This window comes from Stutzerimonas kunmingensis, assembly GCF_021432085.1.
GTDB lineage: Bacteria > Pseudomonadota > Gammaproteobacteria > Pseudomonadales > Pseudomonadaceae > Stutzerimonas.
Genome location: NZ_CP090366.1, coordinates 4,739,886 through 4,755,194, shown reverse-complemented (window position 1 = coordinate 4,755,194; position 15,309 = coordinate 4,739,886). Strand labels below are relative to the sequence as shown.

Annotated in this window: 13 protein-coding genes; 10 read left to right on the top strand and 3 right to left on the bottom strand. The window is 53.7% G+C overall.

Annotated elements, in window-relative coordinates:
* Positions 1 to 180 precede the first annotated feature (180 nt).
* From LW136_RS22635 to LW136_RS22595, 9 genes are all read left to right on the top strand, one after another.
* The gene (locus LW136_RS22635; protein ID WP_042925935.1) at positions 181 to 1,035 is read left to right on the top strand and encodes a TnsA endonuclease N-terminal domain-containing protein; all 855 of its coding nucleotides are present in this window, start codon (positions 181 to 183) and stop codon (positions 1,033 to 1,035) included.
* A complete protein-coding gene (locus tag LW136_RS22630; protein ID WP_042925937.1) occupies positions 1,032 to 3,200 on the top strand; it encodes a Mu transposase C-terminal domain-containing protein in 2,169 nt (722 codons plus the stop codon). The genes LW136_RS22635 and LW136_RS22630 overlap by 4 nt, the downstream gene beginning before the upstream one ends.
* A complete protein-coding gene (locus LW136_RS22625) occupies positions 3,197 to 4,657 on the top strand; it encodes an ATP-binding protein (protein ID WP_042925938.1) in 1,461 nt (486 codons plus the stop codon). The genes LW136_RS22630 and LW136_RS22625 overlap by 4 nt, the downstream gene beginning before the upstream one ends.
* Before the next feature lie 15 nt (positions 4,658 to 4,672).
* Complete coding sequence (locus LW136_RS22620) at positions 4,673 to 5,686, top strand: TnsD family Tn7-like transposition protein (RefSeq protein ID WP_234174305.1); 1,014 nt, start codon at positions 4,673 to 4,675, stop codon at positions 5,684 to 5,686.
* 189 nt (positions 5,687 to 5,875) lie between these two features.
* On the top strand, positions 5,876 to 7,561 hold the full coding sequence (gene istA / locus LW136_RS22615) for an IS21 family transposase (protein ID WP_234173096.1): 1,686 nt from the start codon (positions 5,876 to 5,878) through the stop codon (positions 7,559 to 7,561).
* Complete coding sequence (istB, locus tag LW136_RS22610; protein WP_003291621.1) at positions 7,449 to 8,198, top strand: IS21-like element IS1474 family helper ATPase IstB; 750 nt, start codon at positions 7,449 to 7,451, stop codon at positions 8,196 to 8,198. Before istA ends, istB begins: the two co-directional genes overlap by 113 nt.
* A 249-nt stretch (positions 8,199 to 8,447) precedes the next feature.
* Positions 8,448 to 8,987: a TnsD family Tn7-like transposition protein gene (locus LW136_RS22605; protein ID WP_234174304.1), complete on the top strand. Its 540-nt coding sequence runs from the start codon at positions 8,448 to 8,450 to the stop codon at positions 8,985 to 8,987.
* A 290-nt stretch (positions 8,988 to 9,277) separates the two neighbouring features.
* A complete protein-coding gene (locus LW136_RS22600; RefSeq protein WP_234174302.1) occupies positions 9,278 to 10,954 on the top strand; it encodes a TniQ family protein in 1,677 nt (558 codons plus the stop codon).
* A gap of 508 nt (positions 10,955 to 11,462) precedes the next feature.
* On the top strand, positions 11,463 to 11,762 hold the full coding sequence (locus LW136_RS22595) for a hypothetical protein (protein ID WP_085987739.1): 300 nt from the start codon (positions 11,463 to 11,465) through the stop codon (positions 11,760 to 11,762).
* Positions 11,763 to 11,981: 219 nt separating this feature from the next.
* Here LW136_RS22595 and LW136_RS22590 read toward each other — a convergent pair whose 3' ends face one another.
* The 3 genes from LW136_RS22590 to LW136_RS22580 form a co-directional block, all read right to left on the bottom strand.
* Positions 11,982 to 12,311: a four-helix bundle copper-binding protein gene (locus LW136_RS22590; protein ID WP_024162553.1), complete on the bottom strand. Its 330-nt coding sequence runs from the start codon at positions 12,309 to 12,311 to the stop codon at positions 11,982 to 11,984.
* Between the two features lie 185 nt (positions 12,312 to 12,496).
* A complete protein-coding gene (locus tag LW136_RS22585) occupies positions 12,497 to 13,834 on the bottom strand; it encodes a heavy metal sensor histidine kinase (protein ID WP_272878071.1) in 1,338 nt (445 codons plus the stop codon).
* Between the two features lie 38 nt (positions 13,835 to 13,872).
* Positions 13,873 to 14,550: a heavy metal response regulator transcription factor gene (locus LW136_RS22580; RefSeq protein WP_003292145.1), complete on the bottom strand. Its 678-nt coding sequence runs from the start codon at positions 14,548 to 14,550 to the stop codon at positions 13,873 to 13,875.
* 584 nt (positions 14,551 to 15,134) lie between these two features.
* Between LW136_RS22580 and LW136_RS22575 the strand changes: the two genes are divergently transcribed.
* Positions 15,135 to 15,305 (top strand): DUF2933 domain-containing protein, encoded by a 171-nt coding sequence (locus LW136_RS22575; RefSeq protein ID WP_080505060.1) that lies wholly within the window; start codon positions 15,135 to 15,137, stop codon positions 15,303 to 15,305.
* Positions 15,306 to 15,309: the final 4 nt, after the last annotated feature.

Genomic DNA, 15,309 nt, shown 5'->3' with positions numbered 1-15,309 from the left:
CCCTGTATCTACAGGGGTTTTCCGTTTATGGGCTAAGCCGTTTGTCAGCGACCGCCACGTTAGATTTTAGTAGGAGTAGTCTGGAAAGCCCTTCGACATGGCTGCTTGGCAGCCCTGCGTTTTCCTAGAACTATACTTTTGCCGTCTGAGGGAACGGTCCGGACGGACTGAGGAGGGAGGGTGCGAGGTCGTAGGTTTGCTTCAAGTCAGGATATTGAACGGCACATTGCCAATGGTTTTGGAGCAGGTGCCGGAGCTGAGTACGTGCCTTGGCTGCGTGTTCAAGATGTTCCTTCAAGGGGTCGTTCCTGGAAAATCCCAGGCGTTAAGATTGACCGGATTCATCACCTCCTATCCGATCTTGAACGAGCGTACTTTTTACTCTCTGAGTTTTCAGAGGACGTAGTCGACATCCGCGAGCAATATCCCCTGCTGCCGTTGGAAAGCACCCAGGCTATAGCCAGAGCAATCGGTGTTCGGTACCCAAGGTACAGACCCACTTCTGTTCCTATGGTAATGACCACTGACTTTCTGCTGACCGTTCAGCAGCCAAACGGGGATCTCAAGTCGGTTGCTCGGACGATCAAATATCAGGAAGACCTTAAAGGTAGAGACTGTGCTCGAACTTTGGAGAAGTTGGATGTCGAGAGACGATTCTGGATCAGCCAAGGCGTTGATTGGAGCATCGTAACGGAGGAGCTATTTACGCCCGACTTAATCCAGAATCTTGGATTCCTTCGAAAATACGCAAAATTGCCTCGTGCCCTGATGGATGTCTCGCTGCATTCGGAATTTATCGAGATTCTTGAATCGGTAAGGATTTGCCCTTGGTCAACCTCAGAAAGCTTGAGAAAAATTGGCAACCGATTATCTATACCGTATAGCGAAGCTCGCGACATTTTCTTTAATTTGATCTGGCGGAAGATTATAAGACTCGACTTAAGCGGTGCGCCGTTACATCTTAAGTCGCCCTTACCAGATTTCAAAGTTGTTCCCGCCACCGAAATGATAAAACTTAGCGAGAGGTCGTCATGAATATTTCAGTCAATGATGTCTTCGAGCCGCTCACAGAACTCTCCGTGCTCTATACTACGGCGAGAGCACTTCACCTTGATGAAAAAAACGATGCACTGGTCATAATCGATCTGACTGAACCTCCCAGGAAGCCCTATTCCATTGGCCTGGAGGAGCTCAGGGCGTCATTGGCATCGGGCCATACAAAGCCTGTAGTTACGGCGGTGCCAGAATTTCTTTTGGTTTTGGAAGATGATCTAGACGAGAGTGCTAGGCGCGATAGGGACGAAAAATGGGCTTTGATTGCGCCACTTTTGGATCCGGCGTATCCAGGACAGATATTCTCTCAAGGCGAGATGGGCCGGCTGGTCGGAAATCGTGCTGCTGAGGTAGGCGTGCAGCGAAAGACGATCTATCGCCTGTTGTATAGATACTGGTTCTATGGCCAGGTAAGAAATGCGCTTCTAAAAAACTATTCTGCTGTAGGTGTTGGGAGTCGCAATTATTCCGTTGATAACCCGCCAGGACGAAAGCCTAAGTATCAAGGGGTGCTAGTCTCACGTGCCAAATTACTAAGCGAAATCGACAAACGATGCATTCGGCTGTCTTACGCACTTTATGCGCAGAACAAGACATCAACGATCCGCAGCGCTTACGACAAAATGCTGAGCAACTTCTACTCGGAAAAAGAGCTTTCAAAATACGCCGAGAATCGAGTTCGCTTGCTTCCTGAATCTGAGATTCCCACATTCAACCAGTTCGATTACTGGGGCAAGCAATTCTTTGATGAGATCGACACCGATCGTGGCCGTATGGGCATGAGGAGGTGGCTGAAGGACTGCCGCCCGTTGTCCGGTACCGTCCGCGATTGGCTTAGAGGGCCAGGTCATCAATTCGAAGTAGACGCGACCATTGCTGACATTTACTTGGTCAACAGCTACTCCCGACGGATGCTCATCGGGCGGCCCGTGGTGTACATCGTGGTTGACAGTTTCTCGGGGATGATTGTTGGCCTGTATGTCGGCCTTGAGGGGCCTAGCTGGAACGGGGCTCGACAGGCACTGTTCAACGCATTCACCTCCAAGGTGGAATTTTGCGCGCAGAACGGCGTGGATATCAGTCCTGAGGATTGGGATTGTCATCACCTGCCACATCAGATCTACTCCGATAGAGGTGAAATGTTGGGGTTAGCAGCTGAGGGTCTCGCGGCTGGCCTGGGTATCGATATGGGGACGGCTCCTCCGTATCGACCGGATTGGAAGCCCATGGTCGAGAGCCGCTTCGGCATCCTGAATGACTTGACCGGTATTAGGTGGCTCCCCGGCGGGGTTGCGGCCCGAGAGAAGGAGCGCGGCGAGCGTGATTATCGGCTCGATGCGACGCTGACTCTGAAGGAGTTCACCCAGATCATGATCGAGTGCATTCTTCACTACAACCGTCATCACCGGCAGCCTGATCGGCTCACCCAAGCGATGATGAACGATGGCGTTCAACCCACCCCGATGGAGATCTGGAGGTGGGCTTTGGAAAATGACCTTATCCAGGCTAACAAGCGTCCTGACGAGCTGATTTATCTCAACTTGCTGCCTCGAGAGCGAGCCACCGTCCAGAAGGGGGGAGTTTTGTTCCGCGGTATGCATTACTCCTGCGAGATGGCTGTCCAGGAAAACTGGTTCGCAAAAGCGCGTCGCAATGGCGTTTGGTCTATTGATTGCTGGTTTGATCCGAACTCCGCAGCGCACATCTGGATCAAGGGCGAGAACAAGGAATTCCTGCGCTGCGACCTCAGACGGTCGGATGCCAAGTATGCAAATTATCGTTCGGACGAGATCTACGATCTTCTGGAGGCCTATCGGCAGATGCCTCCGGCTCATAAGCGCGCTGAACTCGAAAGCCGAGTGGGCTTGGCCGACACCGTGGGGCAAATTATCAGTAATGCATTGGCCGAGCGGAAGCTTGAACCAGCTGCTAGCACCAAGGCTGAAGCGGTATCGAACATACGCGAGAATCGTGTTGAAGAGCGACTGCTTGAGCGTGAGAACGCTACTGTTCCAGACGGCGTACGCGCAGAACCCGTTCAACCTGATGCGCAGGGTCCCGCCATTGCCCGAGATTCGTACGCTGGACCGCGTACCGCGCAGGTTATCGACTTGCTCAACAGAGTTCGACCGGGGCAGACTAAATGAGAGGTGCCAAAGCTCTTGCGAGCTATACGAAGCAAGTCATCACTGAATACGCTGGAAACCCGCTGATCGAAGCGCTGCCTCCTATTCTTGACGAAACGGCGGCTGCCGAGCTGATATCTAATTTTCCCCAGCCGGTAACTCCTGAAGAGCTTGAGCTCGACGGGGCAACGCGGATTCACTGTATTGATCGCTTGAGGACGGTCGTGCAGCCGTTTCTGCTGCATTTGGAACTAGAGTCCCTGTTATCTCTGCTGATCCGCCGCGGATATGTTGGCCGTAATCCAACTAGTGCCTCAACTGTCAGGCACCTTCATTCCTTGTCAGGGGCTCAGCGCTATCACGATGCTTTCAAATCAACAGCTGACACCTTCAGCGTTGTGGGCCTGAGTGGTATTGGGAAGTCCACTGCACTGCATGCCATTTTAAGCCTGTACCCTCAGACGATCCGGCATGAGCATTATGAGGGCCAGCAATTCGTCCACACCCAGATCACCTGGCTCAAGCTTGATTGTCCACGAGATGGCTCGTTGGCTGGTTTTTGTCAGCAGTTCTTCCACGCGGTCGGCCAAGCACTGGGCGACAAGGACTACCACAAGCGCCATCGGCATCGAAACATCAACGATGCGCTTCAGCAGATGGAACAGGTAGCCAGCACGTTTTTTATCGGCGCCTTGCTCATTGATGAGCTGCAGAACCTTCACCTGGCCAAGACCGGGGGTAAGGAAAGCATGCTGAATTTCTTCCTTCACTTGGTGAACAACATCGGTATCCCGGTCGTGTTCATAGGGACGAATTCGATGATCAGCCTGTTCTCGGACGTAATGCGTGTCGCCAGGCGCAGTTGCGGTGGGGGGATGATAGAGTTCAAGCGCTTCGAGAAGGAGGATGACGAGTGGCGTTTTCTGGTCGAGAACCTTTGGAGCTATCAGTGGTGCAAGCAGACGGCTGAACTGACACCGGAGATTTTTGAAGCGCTGTACGAGCACACCCAGGGAGTGACCGACTTCCTGGTTAAGTTATTGGTGCTGAGCCAGCGCTATGCCATTCAGAGCGGCTCCGAGCGTGTGACTGCCGAGACGATCGTCAAAGTAAGCAATTCCAAGATGCAAATACTCAGGCCAGCGCTATCAGCTCTGCGTAGTCGTGATCTTAATCGCATGCGCAAGTTCGACGACCTGCTTCCCATAGAGGAGCAGCTGATGGAAATGATGGCGTTCAGTGGGCTTGGGCGAGCTGACCGTCTTGCTTTGCTTCGAGGTGTCACCCCTCCTGCACGCGCAAACACTGCAGTACCAGAAGCCGCTGTTAAGAAAGCCGGTACGCCTGTAGCAGTCGCCGTTGAGGCGTCGCAAGCAAAGGCGTTCAGTGAGCATCCTGACACCCTTGCAGAGTTGAAGTCAGCTGGCTGGGTCACCAAGGATATCTTCGAGTTCTCGCCGACCTACCGTCGATCATGATTCGAGGGTCGCGTAATGGAACTGAAATTCCATTTCTTCCCTGCAGCACTACCCGACGAGACGCTACACAGCGTTCTCTCTCGCTATGCCCGGCTTTGTGGCGGGCATAGCCGCAAAGCTGCGTTCACCGGCAACAGAGCTGCGGTCTCGTTCACGCAAAATGTAGCGTTTCCCTGTCGGTTGGATGATTTGGCCGAGTTGCTTCCCCCAGGCACAGATCTCTCGGTATCCAAAATCATCACGCGCCATACCGTTCTGCCCTATTACGCGCCTTTTCTCACCGATGAGCAGATGCAGCATGCCCGCACCTCAATGGCCGGGGACGGCAAGTGGCTAATGCTGAAACTAGGAATCAATGCCAGTCGGATCGAAGGAGCTTCGAGGGTACGGTTCTGTCCGGCCTGCCTCAATGAGGACGTCGTTCGGGTTGGAGCAGCGTACTGGCACCGCGTTCACCAGCTTCCCGGTGTGTTGGTATGCCCTCACCACGGCGATTCGCTCAGGACGGTGGATCCGAGCTGGTATAGCCGTAATTCATGGCAGCTCCACCTGCCTGACGATGCCGAAGTACAAGCTCATTCACATCAGGTCACTGTTGGTCTGGAGGCTTTTCCAACGCTGCATCAGATCGCGCTACGATCGATGCAATTGCTTACGCTAGACCTCGATCCCCTTTCACCCATTGCCTTGCGCGCTTGCCTGATGCGGAGAGCTGCTGAGTCAGGCCTAACCCGGGGTAAATCGCAGCGGCTGGATCTATGCCGTTTGGCCGCACATATGGACGGCGTTTTCAACGCTCTGCCTGCAGCTTGGGAATACTCGATTCTCGGAGATTCACCCTCAGATCTGCCCGCGACTTGGGTCACCAAGCTGCTACGGAGGCCAAGGCATACGCATCATCCACTCAAATACATTGTGCTGGCCACCGCCCTGGGGGTTGATCTGGCTCTTCTCCAGTGCAGCGACAAGCCATCAACGCAAGCTGTTAAGTGCGGATTTCGGAGCATCGTGACCGGCCGTTTCGGTTGATCGTGACCGGTCATTTCGCTAACGCGTGACCGCTGATTTCGCTAACAACGTGACCGATTTTCCACCTGTTCCGAAACAGGTGGTCACGGCTTACCGAAATCGTCGGTCACGGCTTAGCGAAAACCTTCCCCCTGCGTTGCGCATGACCTGACGCGACCGTCACCCTCGCCCGATTTCGGGAGACGAGGGATGGCGGCGCCGCGAGTAGCCATGCGAAACATCAAAGAATGTCTGCGCCTCAAGCTTGAGGCCGGTTTGTCCCACGAGAAGATTGCCCGCGCCTTGCAGCTGTCCAAGGGCGTTGTCAGCAAGTACGTCACGGCGGCGTGCGTGGCCGGGCTGGACTGGCCGGCGCTGGTGGCGATGGATGAGGCCGTGTTGGCAGCCGCCTTGTTTGCGCCGATGCCACCGGGCAAGCCGCGCGGTGAGCGGGTACTGCCCGATGTGCTAAGTATCCATCGCGAGCTGCGGCGCAAGGGCGTGACCTTGCAGCTGCTGTGGGAGGAGTATCTCGCCGCGCATGCGGGGCAGCCGACCTACCGCTACACCCAGTTCGTCGAGCACTACCGGCGTTACGCACAGACGCTCAAGCGTTCGATGCGCCAGCTGCACCGCGCGGGCGAGAAGCTGTTTATCGACTATGCCGGCCCGACGCTGCCGGTGGTCGATCCAGGCACCGGCGAAGTCCGCCGGGCGCACATCTTCGTCGCCGCCCTGGGCGCCTCGAATTACACCTATGCCTGCGCGACGCCGGGCGAAACCCAGGTGGACTGGCTGACTTCGCTGGGGCAGGCGCTTGCCTACTTTGGTGGCGTGCCGGAGATGGTCGTGCCGGATAATCCACGTGCCCTGGTTGCTCAGCCGGATCGTTACGAGCCGGGCCTGAACCGCGCGACATTGGAATGCGCGCGCCATTACCAGACGGTGATTCTGCCGGCACGGCCACGCAAACCACAGGACAAAGCCAAGGCAGAGGTAGCGGTGCAGGTTGTCGAGCGCTGGATCATGGCGCGGCTGCGCCATCAGCAGTTCTTCAGCCTGCATGCGCTCAATCAGGCCATCGCGGAGTTGCTGGAGGATTTGAATCAACGCCCGTTCAAGCGGCTCGATGGCTGCCGGCGCGACTGGTTCGAGCGCCTGGATCGGCCGGCTCTGCGCGTGCTGCCGGCACATCCCTACGAGGTGGCCAGCTTTAAGCGCTGCAAGGTCAACATTGATTACCACATCGAGGTAAATGGCAGCTTCTACAGCGTGCCCTCGGCTCTGGCCCGGCAGAGCGTCGATGTGCGGCTGACAGCGCACACCTTGGAGGTGCTGCATGGCAACCGGCGGGTGGCCAGCCACCTGCTGCTGGGTCGCCGCGGTGCCTACAGCACCCAGCGCGAGCACATGCCCGCCGCACACCAGGCCCATCGCGAATGGACGCCGCAACGACTGCTCGACTGGGGCGAGCGGATCGGCCCCTACACGCGCCAACTGATCGATCACCAGCTGACCCACAAGCCGCACCCGGAAATGGGCTACCGCGCCTGCCTCGGGTTGCTCTCGCTGGCTCGTCGCTATGGCAATGCGCGCCTGGAAGCCGCCGCCGAACGGGCCGTCCAGCTGCGCGCCTTCACCGGGCGTAGTGTACGCAACCTGCTTCAGCAAGGCCTGGATCGACAGCCGCTGCCCAAGCGTGCGGCCGAAGCGAGCCTCCCCGAGCACCACGAAAACGTCCGTGGAGCCGACTACTACCAACCCCCGCAACAGGAGCTGTTCGATGATGCCGCAACACACCCTGAATCAACTGCACCAGCTACGCCTGGACGGCATGGCCCGCGCACTGGAGGAGCAATGGACGCTGCCGGCCAGCCACAGCCTGAGCTTCGATGAACGCCTCGGCCTGTTGCTTGACCGTGAACTGGCCTGGCGTGACAACCAGCGCCTAGTGCGGCTGCGCAAGAAAGCCAAGCTCAAGTACAGCAATGCCTGCCTAGAGGATCTCGATCGGCGTCCCGGCCGCGCCCTGGACGAGCGCCTGATCGCCGCCCTGGCCAACGGTGACTGGATCCGCCAGCAGCACAACCTGCTGTTGACCGGCCCGACCGGTGCCGGCAAGACCTGGCTGGCCTGTGCCTTGGGCAACCAAGCCTGCCGCCAGGGCTACAGCACCCTGTATCTGCGCACCCCGCGCCTGCTGGAGCAACTGCGCATCGCCCACGGCGACGGCAGCTTCGGCCGCACCCTGCAACAGCTGGCAAAGGTCGACGTCCTGGTTCTGGACGACTGGGCGCTAGCCCCGCTGGAGGAAGGGGCCCGGCATGACCTGCTGGAGGTGATCGACGACCGCGCCGGCAACCGCTCCACCATCCTGACCAGTCAACTGCCCATCGAACACTGGCACGGCTGGATCAACGACCCGACCTTGGCCGATGCCATCCTTGATCGCCTGGTGCACAACGCTTACCGACTGACGATGAAGGGCGAGTCACTGCGCCGGAAAAAAGCCGAGGAAGACACCGCATCGTGACCGATGCGATTACAATCTCAAAACCGCGCAACCGGGACGGAAGCACCGGTCACGTATTAGCGAAACGCTCGGTCACGTTCACCGAAATCCGCAGTTAAGCGACCATCGCCAACTGGTGTTGGCTATCCAAAAGCGAAGCTTTCTGAGGTCCTGCTAGATGGACTGGAAGGCTTGCCTGCTGCGGTTTGGAAACTAGCTATTGCCGGGTGCGAGGCTCGGCAGATCGCCTCTGCGCTTGGAGTCACCCGAGTGTATGTTTATCGAACCATCCGTGCCGTCAACGGCGGTTCGCAGGCCTGGAGAGATGCAAGATTTCAAAGCGAGCGTCTCAGGCGCCGAGCAACCTTCGAGGTTGAATATGGGGGCCTGCTAGCTCACCAATGCAAAGGATACATGTGGCTGTATCGTTGTGATCGACCCTGGCTCTCAGGCTACATCGCCAAACATGCGGGTGCTCATACAAACCGCGTTGATAACACTGATACATTCGCTACTCTCGATGCGAAACTTGCTGAACAGATCAGGTGCTATGCACAGCGCCTTCTAACCGCGTCGGGTAAGCCTGTCTTGATCTCGCGCGCTAGGATAGGGCGGGATCTACATGTCCTCTCACGTCTTGAGAAACAGCTCTCCAAGCTACCTCTGTGTGCCCTGGCATTGGAGCAGGCGTGTGAGTCTATCGAGCAGTTTCACGTTCGGCGCCTACAGTGGGCCAAGGCGAAGCTGGAAGACGAGCAGCGAAGCGTAACTCGATCAGCGTTGTATCGAACTGCTTGCATCAGGCCGTAGTCATGTTTCCTCTGGGCGGAAACTATTCCACTTTTTCGTGCATATTTCTAATAAAGTGTGAGCCTCCGTATGACATTTTTTTGGGTGTAGCCCGCGATATTGCTAACGTAAACCTGATTTATATCAGCTAATTGCTTTGCAAAAAAAATGTGTGGGAGTGCCGAATTGATACAGCGCTCGTCCGCCATATATTTTCAATATCCCTGCCTGAAACACGATATGGTGTGTTAGAAATACACCGCACTGCAGAGTGCGTGTACTTTCAAGTCTTATATCTCTAGCTAATATCCATGTCTGATCTGCTATTTTTTCCCATGTCCATGCCGGACGAGATGTTGCATTCTCGTATCACGCGCTACCACTTCCTGTCAGGTAACAGAACTGCAGCTGAAACTTTCCGGGATCTGTTTGGGTCCGCGCCGTTCAGCGTAGGGATTCTGCCAAAGCAGATTGAAGTGCTTGCTACCAGACTACCTGGTGACACAGAGAGCAATCTCGACGATCTGATCAGCACGAATACTATGTTTCCAGCATACAGGCCTTTTCTGGGGCTAGGCCAAGGCGTGGAAAATGCTCCTACAGGCTCCAGTATATCGGGGGTGGCTCGTATTCCCCGTCGTGAGGCAGCTGTCCACGGTAAGGCTAAGCTCTGCTACACCTGCGTGCAGCAGGATCTGCTTGAAACGGGCTATGCATACTGGCATCGCTCACACCATTTGCCAGGTGTGTCTGTCTGTTGGCGTCATGGTGAGTCGCTGATGCATGCGTGCCCCAAATGCTCTCATCCGTTCTTCCGTAAGCTTCGGTTACTTCCGAATCCGACTGATCCGTGCATATGCGGTTGGAGCGCCCTAGATCCCGCGACAGGAAAGCAGGGCACTGTGCTTGAAAAGACATTTGCGGAGTTCGCCTACGAATTACTGCAGCGTAACTTACCGCCAATGAGTTGTGAAACGTTAGCCGCAAGCTATGTACGACAATGCAGAAAACGCGGTTTCATACACGGAAAATTTGTCGGTACTGCAAAACTATTTGACAGCATCCGTTCAAAGTATGGAGATGAAGCCCTGTCGCGAATGGACAAAGCTTATGAAGCAGGTAAACACGACCAATGGATACGGTTTAGTTTTTACAATGGCCAGATGGATATGCCACTCGCCCGGCATATGATCATTGCACAGCATTTATTTGGGGGCGCGGATGACTTTGAGGCTGCCTTGCATAAAGAGCTCATTCTTCGGCACGCGGCAGGTGCAAAATTACGTTTAAAGCTGGAGAGGCCGAAAGTTGGTAGGAAGGCGCAACACCGTCAGAAAATAGCCACCATTTTAGCTGTTCGAGCGAATGTCGATTTGGAGTACCTCTGGGATAACGCTTATCAAGCCACCCGCTGGCTAGCGGAGCATGACAACGCATGGTTGATGGGAAAGCTCAGCACGCCAAAGCGCTTACCTGAAGTAGTCGAGGAGGTTAGTGATCTCCGAGACAGCGCTTATGCTGCCATTCTCCTATCGGGTGCTGAGAATCTCTATCGGATTTCCAAAGGACAGAAGCGGGTTAATCTCAACAACCTGCAGAAACTCCTACCCGTGCGTTTACCGCGGTGTCCAAAGTTACGTAAGCGTAGATTTCCCTTGGCGTCCCAGCAGGCTGAACTTCTTATGGAGTCTGTCTGGCACTTTAGATTGAGACGGCTAATTTTCGCTCTTGCCAATATGAAAAGGCTAAACCTTCCGATGAACACTGGAAGTCTGGGTATGGTTTCCAGTGTTCCGAATACTGTTTTTCAAGCCCTTGTTAGCTTTTTCGAGTGGGACCTAGAGGACTTTGCGAGAAATGGAGTGGACGCAGAAACTCTGCTTAAGTCCACCGGTTTACCAAGGAATTGGCAGGGACCACCTGGTTTCAACCAAGTCCTGGGAGGCACTGCGTACTATCGGAATAAGTCTGTAGCTGAGAGCACCTGAAAAAAACGCGCTGAGTGAAGCCTGTAACGCTTCCGTTGGATTAAAGTAATTTGCAATATGTTCACTCACCGACGCCGCGCGCTTTTTCAGAGCCTGTGCCATTCAACCGGACGCGGTTCTCCACAGCAATTACCGCTACGCGGTCGGATGCATGTGCTTTTTGCATCCAGATGTCATGGCCGGCCACAGACGGTATTACATCTGATTAATCTAGGAGAAATTATCTAGAATAAATTGGCTCACGGCATAAATGCTAGTGTTGTCTTGAGATTCTGTTGCGCTTGGGGGAACTACGCCTTGTTCGAGTATCCGCTTCTTGCTGCCGGAATTTGAAGACCACGAGCAGCAGCCATCGAACAAAAATTTCTGCTGTTTTTCAGTGCAAGTGATGAGGTTAAGAGCACATCACACGTAAGCTCCGCTTAGCATTAATGTAATATAAGACTCAGCTTTGTGTAAGGTTGACACCTTTAAACTATCCAACATCAATGACCAAGAGGTGTTAACGATGAAAAAATTTGCGGCAGTTCTTGCTGTTGGCATAGCCGTAAGTTCCTCCTTCGCAATGGCTGAGGTTGATAGAAACTCAACGATGCAGCATGACTATGCTGCAGTCGAGGGTAGACAGGCTTTAAAGGTTCTTCTTGAAAGCGGTGATGTACTAAGTGTGACGCCAATGGGCGAAGATAGTATTCTAGGCTGGCCAAGCTATCGTGCGCAGCCATACGAAATCAAAATTCGTACTCCTGATGGAGTTGTCCACTCAGTGGAGTTCCGTAGCGCGCCAGTTGGCATCAATAACGGTTAATTATTTATAAGGGAATTAATACGATATAAGCCAATTGTATGATCGTTACGATTGGCTTATGACTGATTTTTCAAATGGCATTCTTTTTTTTGCACAAGAGTAACAATAGAAGCCAAGGCGTCATTTCAGTGGGTAGAGCGTAGGTGTCCTGCCACTGAATAAAAGCGCTTTCCTACCAAGTCCATAAGATACCATCTTGGCAGGAAAGCGGCTTGCTGGTTATACAGCCATACGTTCACATTCCTCAGCGCACTTCATACAGGCTTTCGCGCACTCTTGGCAGTGATCCATCTGATGCTTGGCACACTCTTCACCGCAGGCTCGGCAAATTTTTGCACACAATGCACAGAACTCTTTAGCCAACTCGCTCTGGCGACTCATGAGTCTGGCTGCCAGAGCACATATGTCAGCACAATCTCTGTCGAGCTCAATGCAACGGGCCATCGTTTGTACGTCGTCTTCAAGTAAACAGGCAGATGCGCATGCTTCGCAAACTAGAGCGCAGTTAGAACAAGCTTGAATGCAGCTATTGAACATTGTTTCAGTCATGACTTCCTCCAAAGTTCGTATTTTAGCGTATAGTCTTGAGCTGGCCTGAGGTGATCCTCTAGCAGCTCATAAATCCGACATATTCAGAGTTCGTCCGTTCCAATGGTTAACATTACAATCGTGTAAGGTCCCTTATGATCGCTATGCGGCTGATTTTAAAATATTTACCTTTATTCGATATTTTATTATTGGCGGGGAAATTCCATGTGAAAGCCCGTCACGCCGTCTAATGAGGTGCACCAGATTCTGCCTTTATGGGCCTCAACAATAGATCTGGTAATAGCCAAGCCGAGGCCAGCGTTGCTTGGACTACCCTCGCGCCGGGCAGGATCGACCCGATAGAAGCGATAAAAGAGCTTGTCCAGGTGCTCGGGCTCGATCGTCCCTCCGGGATTCTCGACGCTGAGGGTTACCGTTCTTTCCGCCTCGTGAATCGTTACAGAAATAGTTTCCCCTACCGGGGTGTAACGCAGCGCGTTGGATAACAAATTGGAGACCGCTCTATCAATCATTAATTTATCTCCCAGCACATTTCCTGCGCCTGAGACTGAGAGACGGATATCGCGTTCGTCAGCCACTAAGTGGTAATACGCAAGCAGTTTAGCAACGACATCAGCTAGTTCGATAGACGCTTGTTTGGGAATAATCAAGCCGTTGTCGGATTTGGCCAAAAAGAGCATGTCGTCAATAATGCGTGACATACGCTTCAACTCCTCTAGATTGGAGTAAAGATTCTCCTCATAAGCATCAATATTCCGCTTTTTGGTCAGCACCACCTCGGTGTGGGTCATGAGGTTGCTAACAGGGGTTCGCAGTTCATGAGCAATGTCCGCCGAGAAATTGGAAAGCCGAACAAAGGCATCTTCCAAGCGACCTAACATCGCATTGAAGGACAGAACCAATTGCTGTAACTCAAGCGGTATCGGTTCAAGCGGCATTCGTTCCTGCAACGACCTTGCTGACATCGATGCGGCGAGATGGGTAACTTGCCTCAGAGGCCTGAGACCGCTTCTAACTACCATCCAGCCAAGCGCAGCACTAATTAGAGCGCTGACGCTTAATCCAACGCCGAACCAACGCTGCAAAGTCTGAAAGAAATGCGCGTGGTTAGTGACATCAAGAATCAACAGTGCTGTAAGTGGTTCGGGCTGGTCTGCTACCGAGATTCGGGCAGTCAATCCTCTATACAGGCGGCCGGCATATTTCCATTCCCACATATTCTGCTGTTCTGCGTCCCTATAGCTTTCCGGGACGTCGACTGTCTTGGGATCAGAAAAGAGCACTCTGCCATCTTCGCTCAAGATGGTCGCCGCTAAATCATGATGGGCACCTAGCAGAGCTCGCAACTGCGGTAGCTCCTCAGCAAGGTTTGCGCTGCTGCGTACGTTATTGAAAATTTTCTTGGTCGATTCGAGCTTCTCCACCAAGGCCTGCCGATCCAACACTTCGAAGTGATGCTGGCTAAGCAAATTGAAGCTCAGCCCAGCTATGGTGAGAACTACAACCACCACAGACATGAACATGACACTCATTCGGGCGGTCAGCGAAAGGTGACGCAGTCTCACTCCGGTGCATCCATCATATAGCCCATGCCACGCACGGTATGGATCAGTTTGTGCTCGAAGTCGTCGTCGACTTTTGCGCGCAGACGGCGTACCGCGACCTCGATAACGTTGGTGTCGCTGTCGAAGTTCATATCCCATACCTGAGATGCAATCAGAGACTTCGGAAGCACCTCGCCGCGTCGGCGCATCAACAATTCCAGCAGTGAAAATTCCTTCGCCGTCAGATCAATTCGCTTCCCAGCACGAACGGCGCGGCGCTTTAGCAGGTCCACTTCGAGATCTGAAATTTTCACGGTGGTTTGGGTGGGGGAGCCGCTGCCCCTGCGAAGCAATGTCCGGACCCTTGCCAGAAGTTCGGAGAACGCGAACGGCTTAATCAGGTAGTCGTCCGCGCCCAGCTCCAGGCCTTTGACGCGGTCTTCCACGCCATCACGTGCGGTCAAGAACAGTACGGGTATTTCGTGCCCTGCTGATCTGACCATGCGTAGCACCTCCCATCCATCTAACCCTGGCATCATCACGTCAAGGATTAAAAGGTCATAAACCTCACTCAGCGCATATTGGAGCGCATCTGTGCCAGTCGTGACCCGGTCGACGGTAAATCCAGCTTCGGTAAGTCCTTGTTGCAGGTAAGAACCAGTTTTGGGTTCGTCTTCAGCGACCAGTAATTTCATGCAGGCAGATTCCGAAAGTTTGTTTCGACTCAGTGTGCAGGTTAACGAGGCCGCCATCTAGAAGCTTACAAAAATGTAACGTATAAATCAGCTCGCTGACAGGCGGAGGTGATAGTGTTTCACATAAGTCGGAATCTATGTTCGAGCAAAATATGAGCAGTGACTCTAAGAATGCTAGCAGCTGGTTTTTCCAGGCCTTCCACATTGCTCCCTTGGCCTAATGGCGCCTCAACGGCGCCTTTTTTTTTGATGATCTGATCAGGCGGGCGAGCCTTACAGATAGTAATTTAAGTGTGCGCACCTCTGAACTTGAAGTGAATTAATTCATTCCTCTGCACGGAGTTTCTTTCAATGCTTAGATTGGGCGCGACATCCATCAGTCGGCTATCAAGCAAGGAGGGTCGGCAAGGTGAGGATCCGTTAATCTCCTTAGTTGGCATGCTATATCTATCGGGACGAGCGGCTCATGCTGACGCAACGTACTAAAAATACCAGCACTGGAGGTCACTGCCGTGTATCACCGCCATCTTCATCGGAATAATGAAATATCTTTTTGGAAGACTAGACCCGGCGTAGCGCTCTTAATGCTGGCAATAATCGGTTTTTTCTACTTGGCACGCGAGCATTACGGTCATCTCTTGCAGGGACTGCCATACATAATCTTGCTGCTTTGCCCGTTGCTCCATTTGTTTGGTCACAACCATGGTGGCCATTCCAATCCCACCCGTGTCTCCAAGGACAAAGATAGGAAGTAAATGG